The sequence below is a fragment of the Neisseria sp. P0021.S007 genome (assembly GCF_051956855.1).
On the sequence record NZ_JBQCXA010000004.1, the window covers coordinates 155,440 to 172,481 of the forward strand.

The window sequence follows — 17,042 nt, forward strand, 5'->3', positions numbered from 1 at the left end:
AGGATTTTTACACTTTAACGGTTTTTTTTCAAGCATTTCATTTTAAATGAAAAAATGATAATTGGGATTTTATTGTTTTAAGGCCGTCTGAAAACTTTTGAATATGACCTGTCGGTCGGTTCGCTTTTTTCAGACGGCCTTTAAATTGTGGTCAGTCGTGTTGATCCAAATGGTAGATCTGTGCCACGGCATCGATTAATTCGCTGTTGTCCGAGCCAGCTTTATTGAGCGTGCGTGTCGGAGAGTGGAGCAGTTTGTTGGTCAACTGAATGGAGAGGCGTTCGAGGACATCCTCGGCGGATACGCCTTTTGCCAGTTGCTTCATGGCATTTTCCAATACTTGGCGGCGTGCACGTTCACCTTCGTCGCGCAAGGCGCGGATAAGCGGAACGCTTTGGCGGTTTTTCTGTAGGCGGATAAATTCGCTGACTTTTTCTTCCACCATGCTTTCAGCCGCCGCCGCTGCTTTTTTGCGCGCATCTTTACCGCTTTGGACAATGTCCATCATGTCGTCTACGGTATAGAGATATGCGTCTTCCAATTCGCCGACTTCGGCTTCGATATCGCGCGGAACAGCCAAATCCAGCAGGAAAACAGGCATGTTGTGGCGTTTTTTCAATGCGCGTTCGACCATGCCTTTGCCGACGAGTGGGAGTTGGCTGGCAGTGGAAGAAACAACCACGTCGTAATCGTGAAGAATATCGGGCAATTCGTTCAGCAGGCAAGCTTCGGCGTTGACACCGAGTTTGTCGCACAATTCCTGCGCGCGCTGGTGTGTGCGGTTGGCAACGGTAATGAGCTTGGGATTTTTGGCGGCAAAATAAGTAGCCACCAGCTCAATCATTTCGCCTGCGCCGATAAAAAGGACGTTCAGATCAGAAATGGAAGGGAAGATTTGCTCTGCCATTTTGACCGATGCAGAAGCCATGGAGACGGAGTTTTCGCCGACAGCAGTGTCGGTACGCACTTCTTTGGCAACGGCAAAGGTTTTTTGAAACAGGGCGTTTAAGTGGGTGTTGATGCTTTCCTGTTCTTGCGCAACGCGGACGGCATCTTTGATTTGACCGAGAATTTGCGGTTCGCCCAAGACCATGGAATCTAAACCGCAGGCGACGCGGAAGGCGTGGCGGACGGTTTCATTATTATCTAAGGTATAGAGGTAAGGGCGGATTTCTTCGGCAGGCAGGTCGTGATATTGTGCCAACCAGTCGATGATTTTTTCGGTTTCGCCGACGCAGTAAAGCTCGGTGCGGTTGCAGGTAGAAAGAATGACTGCTTCTTCCGCCGCCTCACTACGCGCGAGGTTGGACACGGCATCCGGCAGATTTGCAGCTGCAAATGCCAGTTTTTCGCGTATGCTCAAGGGCGCGGTTTGGTGATTGAGTCCGACGACGGTAAGTTGCATGGTTATGGTATGACTGGGTAGTGTGTGTGGTGGGTATTATAGCTTAAGTGGGCTTTAAAATGAATGTGTTGGGGGAGAAGATGCAATGAGGTTTGCCATCGAAAAGGCCGTCTGAAAAGATTCAGACGGCCTTTTATCAAGAAAGGCTTAAACGGCTTCAGCTTCTTCTGCCAAGAAACCGCGCAGTTTTTGCATAGCTTTGGCTTCGATTTGGCGGATGCGTTCGGCAGATACGCCGTATTCGGCAGCCAATTCGTGCAGGGTCAAACCGCCATCGTCTTGCAACCAGCGGCTTTCAACGATACGGCGGCTGCGGTCGTCCAGTTGTGCCAAGGCGTTTTGCAGACCTTCGGTTTGCAGGGCGTAGTGGGCTTGTTTGGACAACTGGCGGCTAGGCTCTGCATCGTGATCGGCCAACCAGTCGATAGGGGCGAAGTTGTCTTCGTCATCGTTGTTTTCTGCCATGATGCCGATATCGTGACCGGTCATGCGTTGTTCCATTTCCAAGACTTCGGACAATTTGACGCCCAAATCGTCGGCGATTTCTTGCGCTTCTTTTGGAGACAAGGCATTCAGGTTTTTACGCATGCTGCGCAGATTGAAGAACAGTTTGCGTTGCGGTTTGGTTGTGGCAACGCGGACCAAACGCCAGTTGCGCAAAATGAATTCATGGATTTCGGCTTTAATCCAATGCACGGCAAACGAAAACAGGCGCGCGCCGCGGCTCGGTTCGTAGCGTTTGACGGCTTTCATCAGGCCGATATTACCTTCTTGAATCAGGTCGGCTTGGTTGAGGCCGTAGCCGTCGTAACCGCGTGCAATGGATACGACGACGCGAAGATGAGACAGAATAAGCTGTTTGGCGGCGTTGAGATCGCCTTTTTGTTGACGTTCGGCCAGTTGTGTTTCTTCTTCGGCAGTCAGCATGGGAATGCTGTTGACAGTATGAATGTATTGCTCGAGGCTACCGTTGCCGCTGTGGATAACGGGTAATGCAAAAGCTTTATTCATAAAGGATACTCTCCTTGATTGGGCCGTCTGAAAACGGCTTTTTGTTTATTGTGTGACAAGCAGTATAACACTGCCTGTGGTTTGTTTTGTTATGGGTTGGATTTTTTCTGTAAATTAACGATAGATCCAATAGTTTTTACTGCTTGAATCGCAAGGGTTGATTGTCTTAGAAAATTTGAGTGATTTGCTAGGTTTTGGCTAAGTATATTACAAACATTTCTGTATGTAAATAGTTTTGGTGATAAAAAAGACCTTGTATAACAAGGTCTTAAAAATTTTTTATTCTGGTTTTTTCCGGCCAATCAGGATAAGGAATACGCCGATAACGGCCAAAATGCTGATAAGCCATGTTGAGCCGCCTGCTTTCATATAAGGCGTTTCGCCGATATAGCCTTTAACGTGGCCTTCGAGGACGGTTTCTGTATCCGGTTGGGCTTCGGCAACAATCGTACCTTTAGGGGAAATAATGGCGGTCGCGCCGGTATTGGTGGCGCGAACCATGTAGCGGCCCAGTTCCATTGCACGCGCTTGGGACTGTTGAAGCTGCTGGTACATGGCATTGGACTTGCCATACCACGCCATATTGCTGATGTTGGCAAGCAAGGTGGAGCGTTTCGCCGTTGCAATGAGTTCGTCGCCGAAACCGTCTTCATAGCAGATATTGAAGGCGACTTTTTGATCTTTCATCACCAAAGGCGCTTGGTTGTCGCCGCCTTTTTGAAAGTCGGCCAAAGGCATATCCATCATTTTATAGAGGCGCTCGGTAATGGTGGGCAAGGGCTTGTATTCGCCAAATGGAACGAGGTGGTTCTTGGCGTAGTAGGGGATGGTATCGGAAGTGCTGTTGTGATAGTCGCTCAAATTGATGACTGCATTTTCGTAGCCGTTGCCGTCGGGCGTATATTGGCTGATACCGATGGCCAACGCGCTGCCGTTGCTTTGCGCTTGCTCGGCGAATTGTTCCAAGATGCCTTCGGGCAGGTCTTGGCGCATCAGTGGCAGGGCGGTCTCGGGCAGGATGACGATGTCAGCACTGGTTTTGCTGATTTGTTCGTAGTATTTCTGAATGGTTGGGATGATTTGCTCTTCTTTCCATTTCAGATTTTGCTCGATATTGCCTTGAATCAGGGCAACCGTGCTGGTGCTGCCGTCAGGGCGGGTGTATTCGGTTTGTTGGGAAATGTAGCCGACGGAGCAGAGTGCAACGATAAGGAATAAGGGCAGGAGGCGGTGTTTCAGACGGCCGTGGTTGTCAATCAGCAACACCAGCCATGCGCTGAGAAAAGCGGTTGCCAGCGTGACCATATGAATGCCGCCCAAAGGCGCGAAGCCTGCCAACGGGCTGTCTTTGATGATTTGGGAATAGCCGATTGCACCCCAGCCGAATCCAGTCAGGAAACGTTCGCGGGCAAATTCTGCCAGCGTCCACAAAATCGGCAGCAGGAGGCCGGTTTTGGCCCAGCGCGACAGGTTGCATTTTCTCCACACCCAAAAACAGATGGCCGGATAAAGCGCAAGAAATGCCGGCAGCAGGAAGGTGAGGGGGATGGCGTATGAATCCGGCAAACCCGAAACATCATGCAAGGCAGTGTGTATCCAATAAAACTGCGCCGTATAACCGATTAATCCGAACAGATAGGCAGTCATGACGGCAAAGCGTGGACGCAATTCAATCAGGCGTATCAGCGCGCCAAACAACAGCGGCATCAGCCAGAAATGATAATACGGGGCGAAAGTGAACGGTGTCGCGGCGGCAATCAAGATGACCAGCGGCCAGTAAAGCAGCGGATGTTGCCAATATTGTTCGAGTTTACGGAAAATATTCATGCTTTAAATGGTATTGAGGCCGTCTGAAAAGTTTTCAGACGGCAGGGAAACAAAATCAGTCTTTTTGAAACAATTTCATTGCAGGCAGGACGATTGCGCAAGCCAATGCACCGGCGGCTACTCCGACCACCAAGTTGGCGATATGTTCCATCATGCCGCTGTCCCAATGCTGTGCGTGGAGGAAATCGTGCAAAAAGCCAAGGTTGTGGGTGATCAGTCCGCCGCCAACCAAGAACATCGCCAGCGTGCCGACAATGCTCAAGCCACGCATAAACCAAGGCATAAATGAAATCAAACTGCGTCCGATACCTTGCACAGCAACGCTTTTTTGGCGCATCAACATCATGCCGAGGTCGTCAAGTTTGACGATAATGCCGACCAAACCATAGACCAATGCCGTCATGCCGACACCGATGGCGGCCATAACCAAAGAACGCGTCATCAGGTCATATTTTTCAACAACGCCCAGCGCGATAATAATAATTTCGGCGGAGAGGATGAAATCTGTGCGGACCGCGCCTTTCACTTTTGTTTTTTCGTCTGTGACTTCAGGCTCGGCATCGTGTCCGTCTTCGTGTTCATTGCGGTGCAAGAATTTGTGCAACAGTTTTTCCACGCCTTCAAAACACAAATAAACACCGCCGATCATCAACAAGGGCGTAATCAGCGCTGGCAGGAAAGCGGAAAGCAACAGTGCAAGCGGCACCAGAATCAGCTTATTGACCAGAGAGCCTTTTGCCACCGCCCAAATAATCGGCAATTCGCGCTCGGCGGATACGCCGGTTACCTGATTGGCGTTGAGCGCCAAATCGTCACCGACCACGCCGGCGGTTTTTTTTGCGGCGACTTTGGTCATCATCGCTACGTCGTCCAAAACGGCGGTAATGTCGTCCAAAAGCGTAAAGAGAGAGGCGAAGGCCATAATGTTGTCCGGATAAAATCAAATAAACGCGCGATTATATATGAAAATTCAGTTGCTTGAATGGTTTCAGACGGCCTTTGACGGAAATTAACCAAAGGCCGTCTGAAAATGCTATTTCGGCGTATAACGTCCAGCCATGGCTTTATACACCATATTTTCGTATTTCAAGGCTTCATAGCGTTGGTTCAGTAGGTTTTGCGCCGAGCTGTATTCCGAATTCAAAGCCTCCAGCCAGTCTTTCAGCTCGTTTTTACCGTGTTGGTAGCGTACTTGATAGTAATGGCTGTTTTTCTTGTCCAACTGATAACGCTGTTCTTGATTGGCAAGGCTGGCCTGCGCGTTTTTGTAGGCAAGGTAATTGGTGTTGACCTCGTTGAGCGCGGTAGTCAGGGCTTTTTCAAAATTCAGCTTGGCACTGTCCATCTCCGCTTGTACGGTTTTGTCTTTCCATTTCATGATCTGCCAATTAAGGAAAGGCAGATTGATGGTGGCCGATCCGCCTAACATAGGGATATTGAACGTGCTTTTCGCTTTATCGGAAGACGTACTCAAACTTGCGCCCAAAGTAATCGACGGATACCAACTGCGTTTTTGCGCGTTGACCGATTGCTGCGACGCCTGCAGGCGGTATTCGGCGGCGCGCAGGTCGGGGCGGTTGGCTAAAACGGTAATCGGTACGTCCAAGTTCACGCCTTTGACCGGCAGCAGGCGGAATTGTGCCGGATCGGCGGCCATGTTTTCAGACGGCCTTAAATTCAATAAATTACGCAAAACCTGTTTTTGCGTATCCAAATTGTTTTGCAAAGACAACAGGCTGTTTTCTGCGCTCAGCAATGACTGTTTGGCTTGGGTCGGCTGGCTTGAGTCGGCTCGGCCGTAGTGGAACTTGGCATTCGCAATGCGGTTGATTTCCTGGTATTGCTTCAGCGATTTTTTCGCCAACTCGATGGCTTCGTTCAGGTAGGAGATATTGAAATACGCATCGGCGACATTATTAATCAAAGTCAGGCGTGTATTGGCCATGTCTTCATGCGTGGCTTGGTATTCCCATACCTGCGCATCGGCAGTGGCACTGAGTTTGCGCCACAAATCCAATTCGTAGCTCAAACCAAGCTGGCTGCTGAAGGTATTGCCATGGCTGCCGGTTTTCAGGTTTTTAGAAGCGTTCGCGCCCAACGATCCGCTGAACGAAGGCACCAAATCCGCGCCCAAAATATTGGCTTGATACAAAGCTTTGTTGACGCTGATGGCGGCCTGTTTCAAATCGACATTGTTCGCCAGCGCCTGCTCCATCAGCGCATTGAGCTGCTGGCTTTGGTAGATTTCCCACCAGTTGCCGTTTACATCGTAGCGTTCGGCAGTTTCCGCCGCGCTCATGACTTGGCCGGTCGCTTCCAGCGTCAGGTTCGGATTGGCTTTAGGCGCGGCGCACGCACTTAGGGCAAGGGCAACAGCCAATGATAAGGCTGCTTGGGAAAAAGGTTTCGTCTTCATAAAAAATCTTTCGGGTAACAGCATTTCAGACGGCCCTAAAATAATAGGCCGTCTGAAACATAATCAATCCTGAGCCAGCGCATCAATCGGGTTGAGCTTGGAAGCCTTGTTGGCAGGCATAAAGCCGAACGCGACGCCGATGGCGGTGGAGCAGACGACTGCGCCGATGACGGAAGTCATGGAAATGCTCATTGGGAAGTCGGTAACAAAATAGTTGAACACCAGGCTGATGCTTGCGGACAGCAATACGCCGGACAGGCCGCCGATGATACAGATTAAGACGGCCTCAATCAGGAACTGTTGCAAAATATTGTTGCGGCGTGCGCCGATTGCCATGCGAACGCCGATTTCTTTGGTGCGCTCGGTAACGGAGACCAGCATGATGTTCATCACGCCGATACCGCCGACCACCAAAGAGATGACCGCGATGGAAGAAATCAGCAGCGTCATGGTGCCGGTTGTGCTTTCCACCATTTCTTTGATGCTGTCGCTGTTGTTCATAAAGAAGTCTTCTGTACCGTGGCGTGCTTTCAGCAGCTCGGTCAGGCTTTTTTCGGCAACCTGTGTGTTGGCATCGTCTTTGATTTTGACAACGATGGAGTTGGTATAGCTTTCGCCGGTAATTTGGTGCATGACCGTTGTATAAGGCGACCAAAGCATCAGCGAGTCGGAATTGCCAAATGAGTTGTCATCCTTTTTCATAATGCCGATGACGGTTAACGGGCGTTTTTTGAAAAGGATGGTTTTGCCTAAAGGATTGACACCTTCGCCGAAGAGTTTGGTTTTGGTGTTTTGGTCGATGACGACGACTTGGTCATCGGTTTTTACATCGTCATCATCAAACAGACGGCCTTCTTCCAATTTCAAACCGCGCACGTCGAAATATTGTTCGCCTACGCCGTAAAGCGAGGCGGTCAGGTCGGTGTTACGGTAGGTTAAGGTGCCGCTGGAGTTGGTTTGAGGGGTGGCGGAGGCGACGTAACTTTGTTGGCTGATGGCTTTTGCGTCATTAATCGTCAGTGTCTTGATCCGTCCGCTGCGGCGGTCGCCAAAACCACGGCCGGGGAAGATGCTGATGGTGTTTGTGCCCATCGAGTTGATGTCTTCCAAGATTTTTTGTTGCGAGCCATTACCCAATGCCACTACCGATACCACCGAAGCGATACCGATGATAATCCCCAGCATGGTCAGCAGCGAACGCATTTTGTGCGCCATAATTGCCTGCACAGACATTTTGAATGCTTCCATAAATTGATCGTAATAAAACGACCAAGAAGCTTTTTCTTTAATCCTCTCCACTTTGCTTGGCGGAATATCAGGATTTTTAGACGTATCCGAAATAATCTGACCGTCGCGGATTTCGATGACGCGGTTTGCGTTTGCCGCAATGCCCGGATCGTGGGTAACCATAATCACGGTATGCCCGTCTTCGTGCAGCTTGTGGATGATTTCCATCACGTTTTTACCGCTGGCGGTATCCAATGCGCCGGTCGGCTCGTCGGCAAAGATGATTTCGCCGCCGTTCATCAACGCGCGGGCAATCGAAACACGCTGTTGCTGACCGCCGGAAAGTTCGCTGGGTTTGTTGCCTTCTTTATTTTGCAAACCCAAATCGCCCAACAGTTTTTCCGCACGTTCCGCACGCTCTTTGCTGTCCATGCCCATATACACGGCAGGCAGGGCGACGTTGTCCCGGGCGGTCAGCGAGCTTAACAGGTTGTAACGCTGGAAAATAAAGCCGAAACGCTCACGGCGCAAAGCCGCCAGCTCATCCGGCTGCATTTGCGATGTTTCGATGCCGTCGATTTGATAAGAGCCGGAAGTGGCGGTATCCAGACAACCCAAAATATTCATCAGCGTCGATTTGCCTGAGCCGGACTGTCCGATAATCGCTACAAAGTCGCCTTTCTCAATAGAAAGGCTGACATCTTTCAATACGTGTACACGGTTTTCACCGCTACCGAAAAAACGGTTGATATTCTTACATTCGATTAAACTCATAATCTTTCCGGGCGAAAAATAGAAATACAGGAACTAAGGCCGTCTGAAACACAGCCAAACCTTTCAGACGACCTTAATCAATCAGCGAGGAGGGCCGCCACCCATCATCGCGCGTTCACTGCTCTTATTCTTTTCATCTGCGCTCATTTCAGAAACGATCACTTTTTCGCCTTCTTTCAAGCCGCTTTTGATTTCGGTATTCATGCTGTCTTTCAAACCGACGGTCACTTCGCGTTCTACCGCTTTATTGTCTGCGCCCAAAATGCTGACATAGGATTTGCCGTTATGCTTTTTCACAGTCAGCGTCGGTACCAGCAAAACATTCTTCACGCCGTTGATTTCAATCGTGTTTTGAGTGGTCATGCCGATGGAAAGTTTGCCGTCGGAATTTGGCACCAAGGCGCGGGCATAGTAGTAAATTGCATTGGAAGTCGTGTCCGTGCTGCTGGTGTAGCTGCCCAAAGACATGGTGGTCAGGCCGGGGTCGACGCTGTCCAATTTCGCTTTAATCGGCGTGTCCGGTTCGGACAAAATGGTGAACGAAATATCCTGACCGGCTTTGACTTTCGTAATATCGCCTTCGGCAATCTGCATTTTGTTTAACATGGTTTCCAGATTGGCCAGTTGGATAATGGTCGGCGTAGATTGCGCCGCATTGACGGATTGGCCTTCTTCAACAGGAATGGCGACTACGGTGCCGTCCATGGTGGCGGTAATCCGCGTGTGGCCCAGTTCGGATTCGGCTGTATTGATGGAGATTTTGGATTGTTTGATGGAGGCCTTCAGTTCGGCGACATTGGCTTTGGCTGCGGCTAAAGAGTCTTGTGCAGATTCCAAATCTTCTTTGGAAGTGGCCTGTTCTTTCCATAAGGCAAGTTCGCGCTTATATTTTTTCTCCGCGCTGGAAAGTGCGATTTCGGCAGAAACCAATTTTGCCTGATAAGTTTCTAGTTTGGATTTTTCGGTATTTAAGGTGTTGAGCTGATTGGTTGAGTCGATTTCTGCAATCAGATCGCCTTTTTTTACTTGTTGGCCCAGTTTCACATACAGTTTTTTAATCTGGCCTGAAGCTTCCGCGCCTACGGATACCAAATTGGAAGGCGAGATTTCGCCGGTTGCCGATACGGTTTGACGGATATCGCCGAGTTTGACCACTTCCGTAATAAAAGAAGACTGAGGCTCAGGCTTCATCAAAGACCAGCCGCCGAAAGCCGCAGCCACGATAACAGCCGTACCGGCCGCCCACTTGAAAACTTTAGACATATAAAAGGAACCAATTCAATAAAATAACGTCGCAGACAAGCAACCAATGTATTGATAGAAACAAAAAAACAACTGGATTTTACTGTAAAGACCAAGACCAACCAAGAGACGGTCAACTTAAATTGAAGTTTAACTTATTGAAATAAAAAATAAAAGGATGAAGATATTTTTCAGAACTTGTACCTCGTTTACATAAATTCCCAAACTCCCTCCGAATCTGAACATTTAAGCCGCAAGAAAACGACTATAATATTCATGTCTTATTCCAATTATTAACGACACAAATAAAATGAAACACCAACAAGGCTTCACGCTTATCGAGCTGCTGATAGTCGTTTTGATTGCAGCCATTCTCGCTACCATCGCCTATCCGTCTTATCAAAACTACATCCGCCAAACGCGTCTCGCATCCGTCCGCACACAGATGCTGCATAATGCCCAACAACTTGAACGCTACTATACTCAAAAAAGTACTTTTGTAGGGTTTCCTACCGAAAATTTGCAGCAGAATCAATATTTCAATATTAGTTTTTCCGAAGGTACGGATTCTATGCCTGATCCTTCCGATTCAGGTTATATTTTGAAGGCTGTACCCAATAGAGAAACCAATGCCGATGAAACTTGTACCGTTTATTACAACGACAGCGGTATCATCTGGGCAAACAGTGATAAACAAAACTGCCCCGGTTATGAAATACCAAAATCGGAATAAATCGAAATATAAAAGGCCGTCTGAATTTTAGACGGCCTTTTGGATGGTTTGGCTGTATAAGCACATTAGCTTATACAGGGCAAAGATTGGTAATCCCGGCCCGATGTGAAGCCCATCTTAGCCTTTGCGGCGCGGTTCGTCAGGGCGGATGCGTGAAGCCAGTTGGTCGAGGATGCCGTTGACGAATTTATGGCCGTCGGTGCCGCCGAAAGTTTTGGTGACTTCAATGGCTTCGTTGATGATGACAGGATAGGGGGTCTCAGGCATGGTGCTCAGCTCATGGCAGGCAACCAGCAAAACGGCGCGTTCGATAGGGCTGAGATCTTTCTCGTCGCGGTCGAGCAGGGGGCTGATTTTTTCCATGTATTCTTCGGCATGGGTTTGCGCGCCGAAAAACAGTTTGTTGAACAGCTCTTCATCCATATTGGGCGCTTGGGACAGTTCGCGGATGTTTTTGGCGATTTCGGGAGCGGCTGTTTTGTTGATGCCTGCTTGATAAATGGCTTGTACGGCAAGCTCGCGTGCGCGGCGGCGTGGGCTTTTCATGGGTATTCCTTGTGAAGAGGGTGCCGATGGTTGTCGGCTGAATATTGAATGATTCAGACGGCCTCAATGTCATGATTGGGAGGCCGTCTGAAAATATGCGGTATTCAATACGGGGAGAACTTATTCTTCGTCGTCTTCGTATTGTTCTGACAAAAGATGGTTGACCAAGTTGGCACATTCTACGGCAACTTTGGCGGCATCGGAGGCTTTTTCTTCGATGCGTGCGACGGCCTGTTCGTCGTTTTCGGTCGTCAGGATGGCGTTGGCGATCGGGATGTTGTAATCAAGGGCAACGCGGCTGACGCCTGCGCCGGATTCATTGGATACCAATTCAAAGTGGTAGGTTTCGCCGCGAATGACAACGCCGATGGCAATCAGGGCATCGAATTGTTCGGATGAAGCGAGGTTCATCAGCGCGATAGGCACTTCAAGCGCGCCGGGGACGGTGGCAAGCGTGATGTTGTCTTCGGCTACGCCCAATTCTTTTAAGGTGCGGCAGCAAACTTTGACCATTTCGCTGCCGATTTCGTTGGTGAAGCGGGCCTGAACGATGCCGATGCGCAAGTTGGTACCGTCGAGGCGGGGTTCGATAATGTTCATGATGATTCCTTCAATATTGGTGAAATAGGGATTCGGCTCGGTTTCAGACGGCCTGGTTATAGGGAAGGCCGTCTGAAACGAAATGGGGATGGATTATTCTTGCGGCTGCCAATCGGCAACGGCTTGGAACTCGCCGTCTTCGTTTAATTCCCACGCGCTGCCTTCTGCCTGAGTCAGCAGGGGCGCGATGTCGGGATTGTCTGCGGTAATGGCGGAGAGGCTGACAATGCTGAAGTTGTCGGGATTGTCGGTGTATTCGTCGGTTTCGTCGCCGCTGAAAATACGCCAGCCGCTGTCGTTTTCAAATACGGGGGCTTCGCGGTAGAGGAAGCCGACGGGTTTGCCTTGTTCGGCGACGGTGTTGGTAACAATGCAGCGGTCGAGCGCTGCGGCCAATGCTTGGGCAAATTTGTTCATGGAGTTGGCAAAGAGATGATTTGGCATGATTTTACACGATTCGCCGCTTTTCCGCACGGATGTGTGCAGGGTCGGTTTGATGGTACAATGTCGGCAAGTGCCGTCAGGTTTGAACATGACGGCTTTTGATTGTTTATCGGCTTGAGGGACGCAAGAAACAATGAGCCAAAATAAAAAAGTTGCCGGTGTAGCCTTTTTATTTTGTTTCACTGCGGATGAGGCGTGCTTTCCGGCTGTTTTTTTGAAAGTATGGAATGAAACCTGATTTGCTCAAACAGCAGGCGCATCGAGCGATTCAAAAGCGTCTGGGCTATGAGTTCCGCAATATGGAGCTGCTTCAGCAGGCTTTGACTCACCGCAGCTACAATGCCAAACACAATGAGCGTTTTGAATTTGTCGGCGATTCGATTTTGAACTATTCAGTGGCGCGGATGTTGTTTGACGCGTTTCCGAAATTGTCGGAAGGCGAGTTGTCGCGGATGCGCGCGGCTTTGGTGAATGAAGGCGTATTGGCTGAAATCGCGTTGGAAATGAATGTCGGCGACGGTTTGTATTTGGGTGCCGGCGAGTTGAAGAGCGGCGGTTTCAGACGGCCTTCGATTTTGGCTGACGCAATGGAGGCGATGTTTGCGGCGGTCAGCTTTGACGCTGATTTTTCTGCGGCGGAAAAAGTGGTTCGCCATTTGTTTGCGGAACGCGTGAAACGTGCGGATTTGAATATCGGCAAGAAAGACAGTAAAACCGCTTTGCAGGAAGCCTTGCAGGCACGTCGCTTTGCCCTGCCGAAATACCGAATCGAAGAGCAGGCGGAGCAGACGGCTGATGCGATGTTTGTGATTTCCTGTGATTTGGGCGAACTCGGTTTCATCTGCAATGCACGCGGCAGCAGTCGGAAAGTGGCCGAGCAAAAAGCGGCATGTGAAGCTTTAGAGTGGTTGGAACAGAAGTTCCCTTTGAAAAAAGCTAAAAAATGATACTTCAGACGGCCTTTGAAAAAATGCAAAGGCCGTCTGAAACAATCAAGAAAGTCATATATAAATGGATATCGAAACCTTTTTGCAAAACGAGTCGCAACACCCGACGGATTATCGTTGCGGCTTTGTGGCCATCGTGGGTCGTCCGAATGTCGGCAAATCCACGCTGATGAACCATTTAATTGGTCAGAAAATCAGTATTACCAGTAAAAAAGCACAAACCACGCGCAACCGTGTAACCGGTATTTACACCGACGACACGGCGCAATTTGTGTTTGTCGATACGCCTGGTTTTCAAACCAATCACCGCAATGCCTTGAATGACCGTCTTAATCAAAACGTAACCGAAGCGTTGAGCGGCGTGGACGTGGTGGTTTTTGTGGTGGAAGCCATGCGCTTTACCGATGCGGACCGCGTGGTGCTGAAGCAGTTGCCTAAGCATACGCCTGTGGTATTGGTGGTCAATAAAATCGATAAAGATAAAGCCAAAGACAAATTTGCGCTTGAGGCTTTTATCAATGAAGTGCGCCAAGAGTTTGAATTTGCCGCCAGCGAGGCAGTCAGCGCGAAACATGGTCTGCGTATTGCCAATTTGCTGGAATTGCTCAAGCCGTATCTGCCGGAAAGTATCCCGATGTATCCGGAAGATATGGTGACGGATAAATCCAGCCGATTTCTGGCGATGGAGATTGTGCGCGAAAAACTGTTCCGTTATTTGGGCGAAGAGTTGCCGTATGCGATGAATGTTGAAGTGGAGCAGTTTGAGGAAGAGGAAAGCGGACTGTTCCGCATTTATATCGCGGTGTTGGTCGATAAAGACAGCCAAAAGGCGATTTTGATTGGCAAGGGTGGGGAGAAATTGAAGAAAATTTCTACTGAAGCCCGCCTTGATATGGAAAAATTATTTGATACCAAAGTCTTTTTGAAGATTTGGGTGAAAGTGAAATCCGGTTGGGCAGACGATATTCGTTTCCTGCGCGAATTGGGATTGTGATTTAATGTGTTTGAACAAAGGCCGTCTGAAAAATTTTCAGACGGCCTTTTTTTATCAAGCCAACAACTCAGTCAGACGTTTGACGATTTCATCCGCTGCTTGGCGTTTGGATGTTTCCGGAAATGAGGTTTCGGCAAGGTCATCAATAATGGTGATTTGATTGGTTGGTTTGCCCATGGAAACGGAAACTTGGTTGGCTACCAGCATCGGTACGTTTTTGCGCAAACGTTTTGCCCGAGCAAATTCCAAAACCTGATGGCTTTCGGCAGCAAAGCCGACGCAGAATGGTCGAGAAGGTAGGGCGGCAACGGATGCGAGAATATCCGGATTTTCCGTCAGTTCGATAATTGGAGGCTGATTGCCGTTTTTCTTCAGTTTCTCGTTGCTGCTGTTTTTGACTTTATAGTCTGCAACGGCTGCAACGGAAATAAAGACATCTTGCTCATGGATATGGCGGTGAACTGCCTGATACATGGCTTCTGCGCTGACAGCTTGTTCGGAATGAGCCAAGCCTGCTGGCAAGGCCATCTGAATTTGACCGTAAATCAGCGTGACTTTCGCTCCGGCAGCACGGCACGCACGTGCTAAAGCCATGCCCATTTGTCCGCTGGAAATATTGGTAATGCCGCGGACAGGATCGATGGCTTCAAACGTTGCGCCGGCTGTAATCAGAACTTTTTTGCCGCTCAATAGCTTGGGTGTCCATAAATCCTCTAACAAATCTGCCAGATCGACCGCTTCGACCATTCTGCCGGTACCTGTTTCGCCGCAAGCCTGTTCGCCGCTGTTTGGGTAAAACACGGTAATGCCGTCTGAAACCAGCTGCTCAATATTGCGCAGGTTGGCAGGGTTGTTCCACATTTCGACATTCATTGCAGGCGCAACGGCCAAAGGACATTTTCTGGCTGCGGCCAAAGTAGTCAACAGGTTGTCAGCCAATCCGTTGGCAATTTTGGCGATCGTATTGGCAGTGGCTGGTGCAATAAGAAATGCGTCAGCTTCACGCGTCAGATTGATGTGCGCCATGCCATTATTGGAAGTGCCTGAATAGGTATCCGATAAAACAGGGTTGCCGGTTAAAGCTTGGAAAGTCAGTGGGGAGACAAATTCCGTCGCAGAATCTGTCATTACCACTGATACAGAATGTCCTTGCTTTTTCAGCAGTCTGACCAGTTCGCAAGATTTATACGCCGCAATACCGCCGGTAATGCCGAGGAGAATGTGTTTGCTCATAAATAATGGGTTCATTAAATGAGGTATATAGGAATCAAATCAAATTAGATTTGTTCGATGTTGATCCTGGCCAGTTTTGCTTTAATCGCATTGCCATATCTCTTCGGTAAGAATGCTGAAACCACCCCGTTTTTCACTTCAGTCACATAACTGCAGACTTTAAATTCAGGAACAACATTGAGCGAGTAGTCCGGATTGACCAAAGGCGAAGCACTGGAGTACAGCGTCCATCTTGCCAGACTGCCGTCTTCATAATCAGTCGTTGCATTAAAGCTGGTGACCCCTTCGCTGAAAGCGATTTGATAATTAGAGTAGAACTCGCCGGGAATTTCGTGTGCATTACAGAAATCAAATAATCTGTCATGTGCAAACAGATTCTGACGGATATAGGCCCACAATTCTTTTTCTAGAAAATCTTGGTCGGCAAAATGCCTGGAAGGATAGCCCTCGTCGACAAAGTTTTGAATCCTTTCCTGCATATCTGGGACTGCGCCCGCTTTAGCGCCCCACATACCCGCAAGAATTAGGGCAGTATGCGAGCCCGAGTCACGAATAGTGTGGAATAGTGTACCACTTTTTATCCATTCGGATACGGCCGCTGCATCACGATAACAAATAATAGAATCTGCATCACGGAAAATAACGTATTCAACCTCGGGATCATTGATGGCAAGAAAGCGCCACATCGTACCCGGCCAGTTGTCCAATGGAGCGCCAACCTTAATCACTTCTGCACCGTTATTTCTAAATCGTTGAATAGCTTCAGCCGATACAGAATCGTCAATATAAAAACGACATGTCCAACCGGGGAAAAGTACAGGAGCAAGCTGGGTGTTTAAGACGGCAGGCTCAATATATTTGGAATTATTGCCAAATAAAGAAAAGGAGATAATCCGTTTGCCGTTTTTTGGAGCTGATGTCGGAATTATTTCATGTTCTAGGTCTGGGATGGCTTTGTCTTTTAGAACCAAAGCCTGATGACCGTAAAACCCGGTTTTTTCCCAATTATCTAGGGCGCCGTAAGCATGGGCAAGTAAATCCAAAGCAGGAATATAGGTGCTATCCAGCTCTAACGTTTTCATTTCAGCCTCAATGGCTTTTTCCCATTTCAACTGCTTCAGATAGGCATAAGCAACTTTGTGATGAAATTCGACAGATTGTGGATTGAGAAGGCAAAGAATCTCGGCACGTTTTAGCGCTTCCTCGTAATTTTCCTCTTCGATAAAAGAGTGATATGCTTGTTCAAATTTTTGTTGAATCTTTTCGTTATTCATAATAGGGACTATTCTAAATTTATGATTGTTTTATTGGAGAAAGTAGAGATTGTAAGAGTAGATGGGACTAAAGCGCCAGTAGTATAGAGATATAGAGTGTTTGAATGTGGCAATTAAGAGTAAAACTGCAGGACTATTTATCTTTGGATATCTGTTTTATCTATCGAACGATAAAATCCAATAAATTTTAAATTATTTAAATACAGATAGTTGTGAAAAAATTTTAATTTTTTTGAAGTTGGGTGTTGACTGGTTTTGTAGGTAGGCGTATAGTTCGGTTCTTCGCTGCTGACGCGGTGAAGAAAACGAAGCAGACAGTATAACACAGTTAGTTAGAATTTTCGATAATTTTAGTTGACATTTGCTAAA

The 17,042-nt window shown here is 48.5% G+C and carries 15 protein-coding genes; 3 read left to right on the plus strand and 12 right to left on the minus strand.

Translation table 11 applies throughout. The annotated features are described in order from the left end of the window. Positions 1-151: 151 nt before the first annotated feature. From hemA to ACTHUR_RS07320, 7 genes are all read right to left on the minus strand, one after another. Positions 152-1,405, minus strand: a complete 1,254-nt coding sequence (gene hemA, locus ACTHUR_RS07290; protein ID WP_003684306.1) for a glutamyl-tRNA reductase — start codon at positions 1,403-1,405, stop codon at positions 152-154. A 147-nt stretch (positions 1,406-1,552) separates the two neighbouring features. Continuing rightward, positions 1,553-2,416, minus strand: a complete 864-nt coding sequence (gene rpoH, locus ACTHUR_RS07295; RefSeq protein ID WP_004519690.1) for an RNA polymerase sigma factor RpoH — start codon at positions 2,414-2,416, stop codon at positions 1,553-1,555. A gap of 279 nt (positions 2,417-2,695) precedes the next feature. Beyond that, the gene (lnt, locus tag ACTHUR_RS07300; protein WP_004519692.1) at positions 2,696-4,243 is read right to left on the minus strand and encodes an apolipoprotein N-acyltransferase; all 1,548 of its coding nucleotides are present in this window, start codon (positions 4,241-4,243) and stop codon (positions 2,696-2,698) included. Positions 4,244-4,298: 55 nt separating this feature from the next. Further along, the gene (locus ACTHUR_RS07305) at positions 4,299-5,165 is read right to left on the minus strand and encodes a DUF808 domain-containing protein (protein WP_049344865.1); all 867 of its coding nucleotides are present in this window, start codon (positions 5,163-5,165) and stop codon (positions 4,299-4,301) included. 111 nt (positions 5,166-5,276) lie between these two features. Continuing rightward, a complete protein-coding gene (locus tag ACTHUR_RS07310) occupies positions 5,277-6,659 on the minus strand; it encodes a TolC family protein (protein WP_039862103.1) in 1,383 nt (460 codons plus the stop codon). Positions 6,660-6,722: 63 nt separating this feature from the next. Beyond that, complete coding sequence (locus ACTHUR_RS07315; protein ID WP_070695414.1) at positions 6,723-8,660, minus strand: MacB family efflux pump subunit; 1,938 nt, start codon at positions 8,658-8,660, stop codon at positions 6,723-6,725. 81 nt (positions 8,661-8,741) lie between these two features. Continuing rightward, on the minus strand, positions 8,742-9,923 hold the full coding sequence (locus ACTHUR_RS07320; RefSeq protein ID WP_004519696.1) for an efflux RND transporter periplasmic adaptor subunit: 1,182 nt from the start codon (positions 9,921-9,923) through the stop codon (positions 8,742-8,744). A 289-nt stretch (positions 9,924-10,212) separates the two neighbouring features. Between ACTHUR_RS07320 and ACTHUR_RS07325 the strand changes: the two genes are divergently transcribed. After that, positions 10,213-10,635: a type IV pilin protein gene (locus ACTHUR_RS07325; RefSeq protein ID WP_004519697.1), complete on the plus strand. Its 423-nt coding sequence runs from the start codon at positions 10,213-10,215 to the stop codon at positions 10,633-10,635. 117 nt (positions 10,636-10,752) lie between these two features. Here the strand turns inward: ACTHUR_RS07325 and nusB are convergent, their stop codons facing one another. The 3 genes from nusB to ACTHUR_RS07340 all read right to left on the minus strand — a co-directional run bounded on the left by nusB (position 10,753) and on the right by ACTHUR_RS07340 (position 12,198). Continuing rightward, positions 10,753-11,181: a transcription antitermination factor NusB gene (gene nusB / locus ACTHUR_RS07330; RefSeq protein WP_004519698.1), complete on the minus strand. Its 429-nt coding sequence runs from the start codon at positions 11,179-11,181 to the stop codon at positions 10,753-10,755. A 120-nt stretch (positions 11,182-11,301) separates the two neighbouring features. Beyond that, positions 11,302-11,781, minus strand: coding sequence for a 6,7-dimethyl-8-ribityllumazine synthase (gene ribH / locus ACTHUR_RS07335; protein ID WP_003748562.1), 480 nt, complete (start codon positions 11,779-11,781; stop codon positions 11,302-11,304). A 93-nt stretch (positions 11,782-11,874) separates the two neighbouring features. Further along, the gene (locus tag ACTHUR_RS07340) at positions 11,875-12,198 is read right to left on the minus strand and encodes a DUF2185 domain-containing protein (RefSeq protein WP_039862122.1); all 324 of its coding nucleotides are present in this window, start codon (positions 12,196-12,198) and stop codon (positions 11,875-11,877) included. Between the two features lie 254 nt (positions 12,199-12,452). On the opposite strand from ACTHUR_RS07340, the gene rnc reads away from it, so the two are divergent. Both rnc and era read left to right on the plus strand, forming a co-directional pair. Next, complete coding sequence (gene rnc, locus ACTHUR_RS07345; RefSeq protein ID WP_003683027.1) at positions 12,453-13,172, plus strand: ribonuclease III; 720 nt, start codon at positions 12,453-12,455, stop codon at positions 13,170-13,172. A gap of 64 nt (positions 13,173-13,236) precedes the next feature. Beyond that, a complete protein-coding gene (gene era, locus ACTHUR_RS07350; protein ID WP_036493257.1) occupies positions 13,237-14,166 on the plus strand; it encodes a GTPase Era in 930 nt (309 codons plus the stop codon). Between the two features lie 54 nt (positions 14,167-14,220). On the opposite strand, the gene coaBC is transcribed toward era, so the two are convergent. Together coaBC and ACTHUR_RS07360 are read right to left on the minus strand one after the other, a co-directional pair. Continuing rightward, on the minus strand, positions 14,221-15,399 hold the full coding sequence (gene coaBC, locus ACTHUR_RS07355; protein WP_039862104.1) for a bifunctional phosphopantothenoylcysteine decarboxylase/phosphopantothenate--cysteine ligase CoaBC: 1,179 nt from the start codon (positions 15,397-15,399) through the stop codon (positions 14,221-14,223). A gap of 44 nt (positions 15,400-15,443) precedes the next feature. Then, positions 15,444-16,673, minus strand: coding sequence for a tetratricopeptide repeat protein (locus tag ACTHUR_RS07360; protein ID WP_004519703.1), 1,230 nt, complete (start codon positions 16,671-16,673; stop codon positions 15,444-15,446). Between the last annotated feature and the right edge of the window lie 369 nt (positions 16,674-17,042).

Bases quoted from the DNA above. Each gene is read 5' to 3' on its own strand.
- hemA (WP_003684306.1), bottom strand. From the start codon at position 1,405: ATGCAACTTACCGTCGTCGGACTCAATCACCAAACCGCGCCCTTGAGC.
- rpoH (WP_004519690.1), bottom strand. From the start codon at position 2,416: ATGAATAAAGCTTTTGCATTACCCGTTATCCACAGCGGCAACGGTAGC.
- lnt (WP_004519692.1), bottom strand. From the start codon at position 4,243: ATGAATATTTTCCGTAAACTCGAACAATATTGGCAACATCCGCTGCTT.
- ACTHUR_RS07305 (WP_049344865.1), bottom strand. From the start codon at position 5,165: ATGGCCTTCGCCTCTCTCTTTACGCTTTTGGACGACATTACCGCCGTT.
- ACTHUR_RS07310 (WP_039862103.1), bottom strand. From the start codon at position 6,659: ATGAAGACGAAACCTTTTTCCCAAGCAGCCTTATCATTGGCTGTTGCC.
- ACTHUR_RS07315 (WP_070695414.1), bottom strand. From the start codon at position 8,660: ATGAGTTTAATCGAATGTAAGAATATCAACCGTTTTTTCGGTAGCGGT.
- ACTHUR_RS07320 (WP_004519696.1), bottom strand. From the start codon at position 9,923: ATGTCTAAAGTTTTCAAGTGGGCGGCCGGTACGGCTGTTATCGTGGCT.
- ACTHUR_RS07325 (WP_004519697.1), top strand. From the start codon at position 10,213: ATGAAACACCAACAAGGCTTCACGCTTATCGAGCTGCTGATAGTCGTT.
- nusB (WP_004519698.1), bottom strand. From the start codon at position 11,181: ATGAAAAGCCCACGCCGCCGCGCACGCGAGCTTGCCGTACAAGCCATT.
- ribH (WP_003748562.1), bottom strand. From the start codon at position 11,781: ATGAACATTATCGAACCCCGCCTCGACGGTACCAACTTGCGCATCGGC.
- ACTHUR_RS07340 (WP_039862122.1), bottom strand. From the start codon at position 12,198: ATGAACAAATTTGCCCAAGCATTGGCCGCAGCGCTCGACCGCTGCATT.
- rnc (WP_003683027.1), top strand. From the start codon at position 12,453: ATGAAACCTGATTTGCTCAAACAGCAGGCGCATCGAGCGATTCAAAAG.
- era (WP_036493257.1), top strand. From the start codon at position 13,237: ATGGATATCGAAACCTTTTTGCAAAACGAGTCGCAACACCCGACGGAT.
- coaBC (WP_039862104.1), bottom strand. From the start codon at position 15,399: ATGAGCAAACACATTCTCCTCGGCATTACCGGCGGTATTGCGGCGTAT.
- ACTHUR_RS07360 (WP_004519703.1), bottom strand. From the start codon at position 16,673: ATGAATAACGAAAAGATTCAACAAAAATTTGAACAAGCATATCACTCT.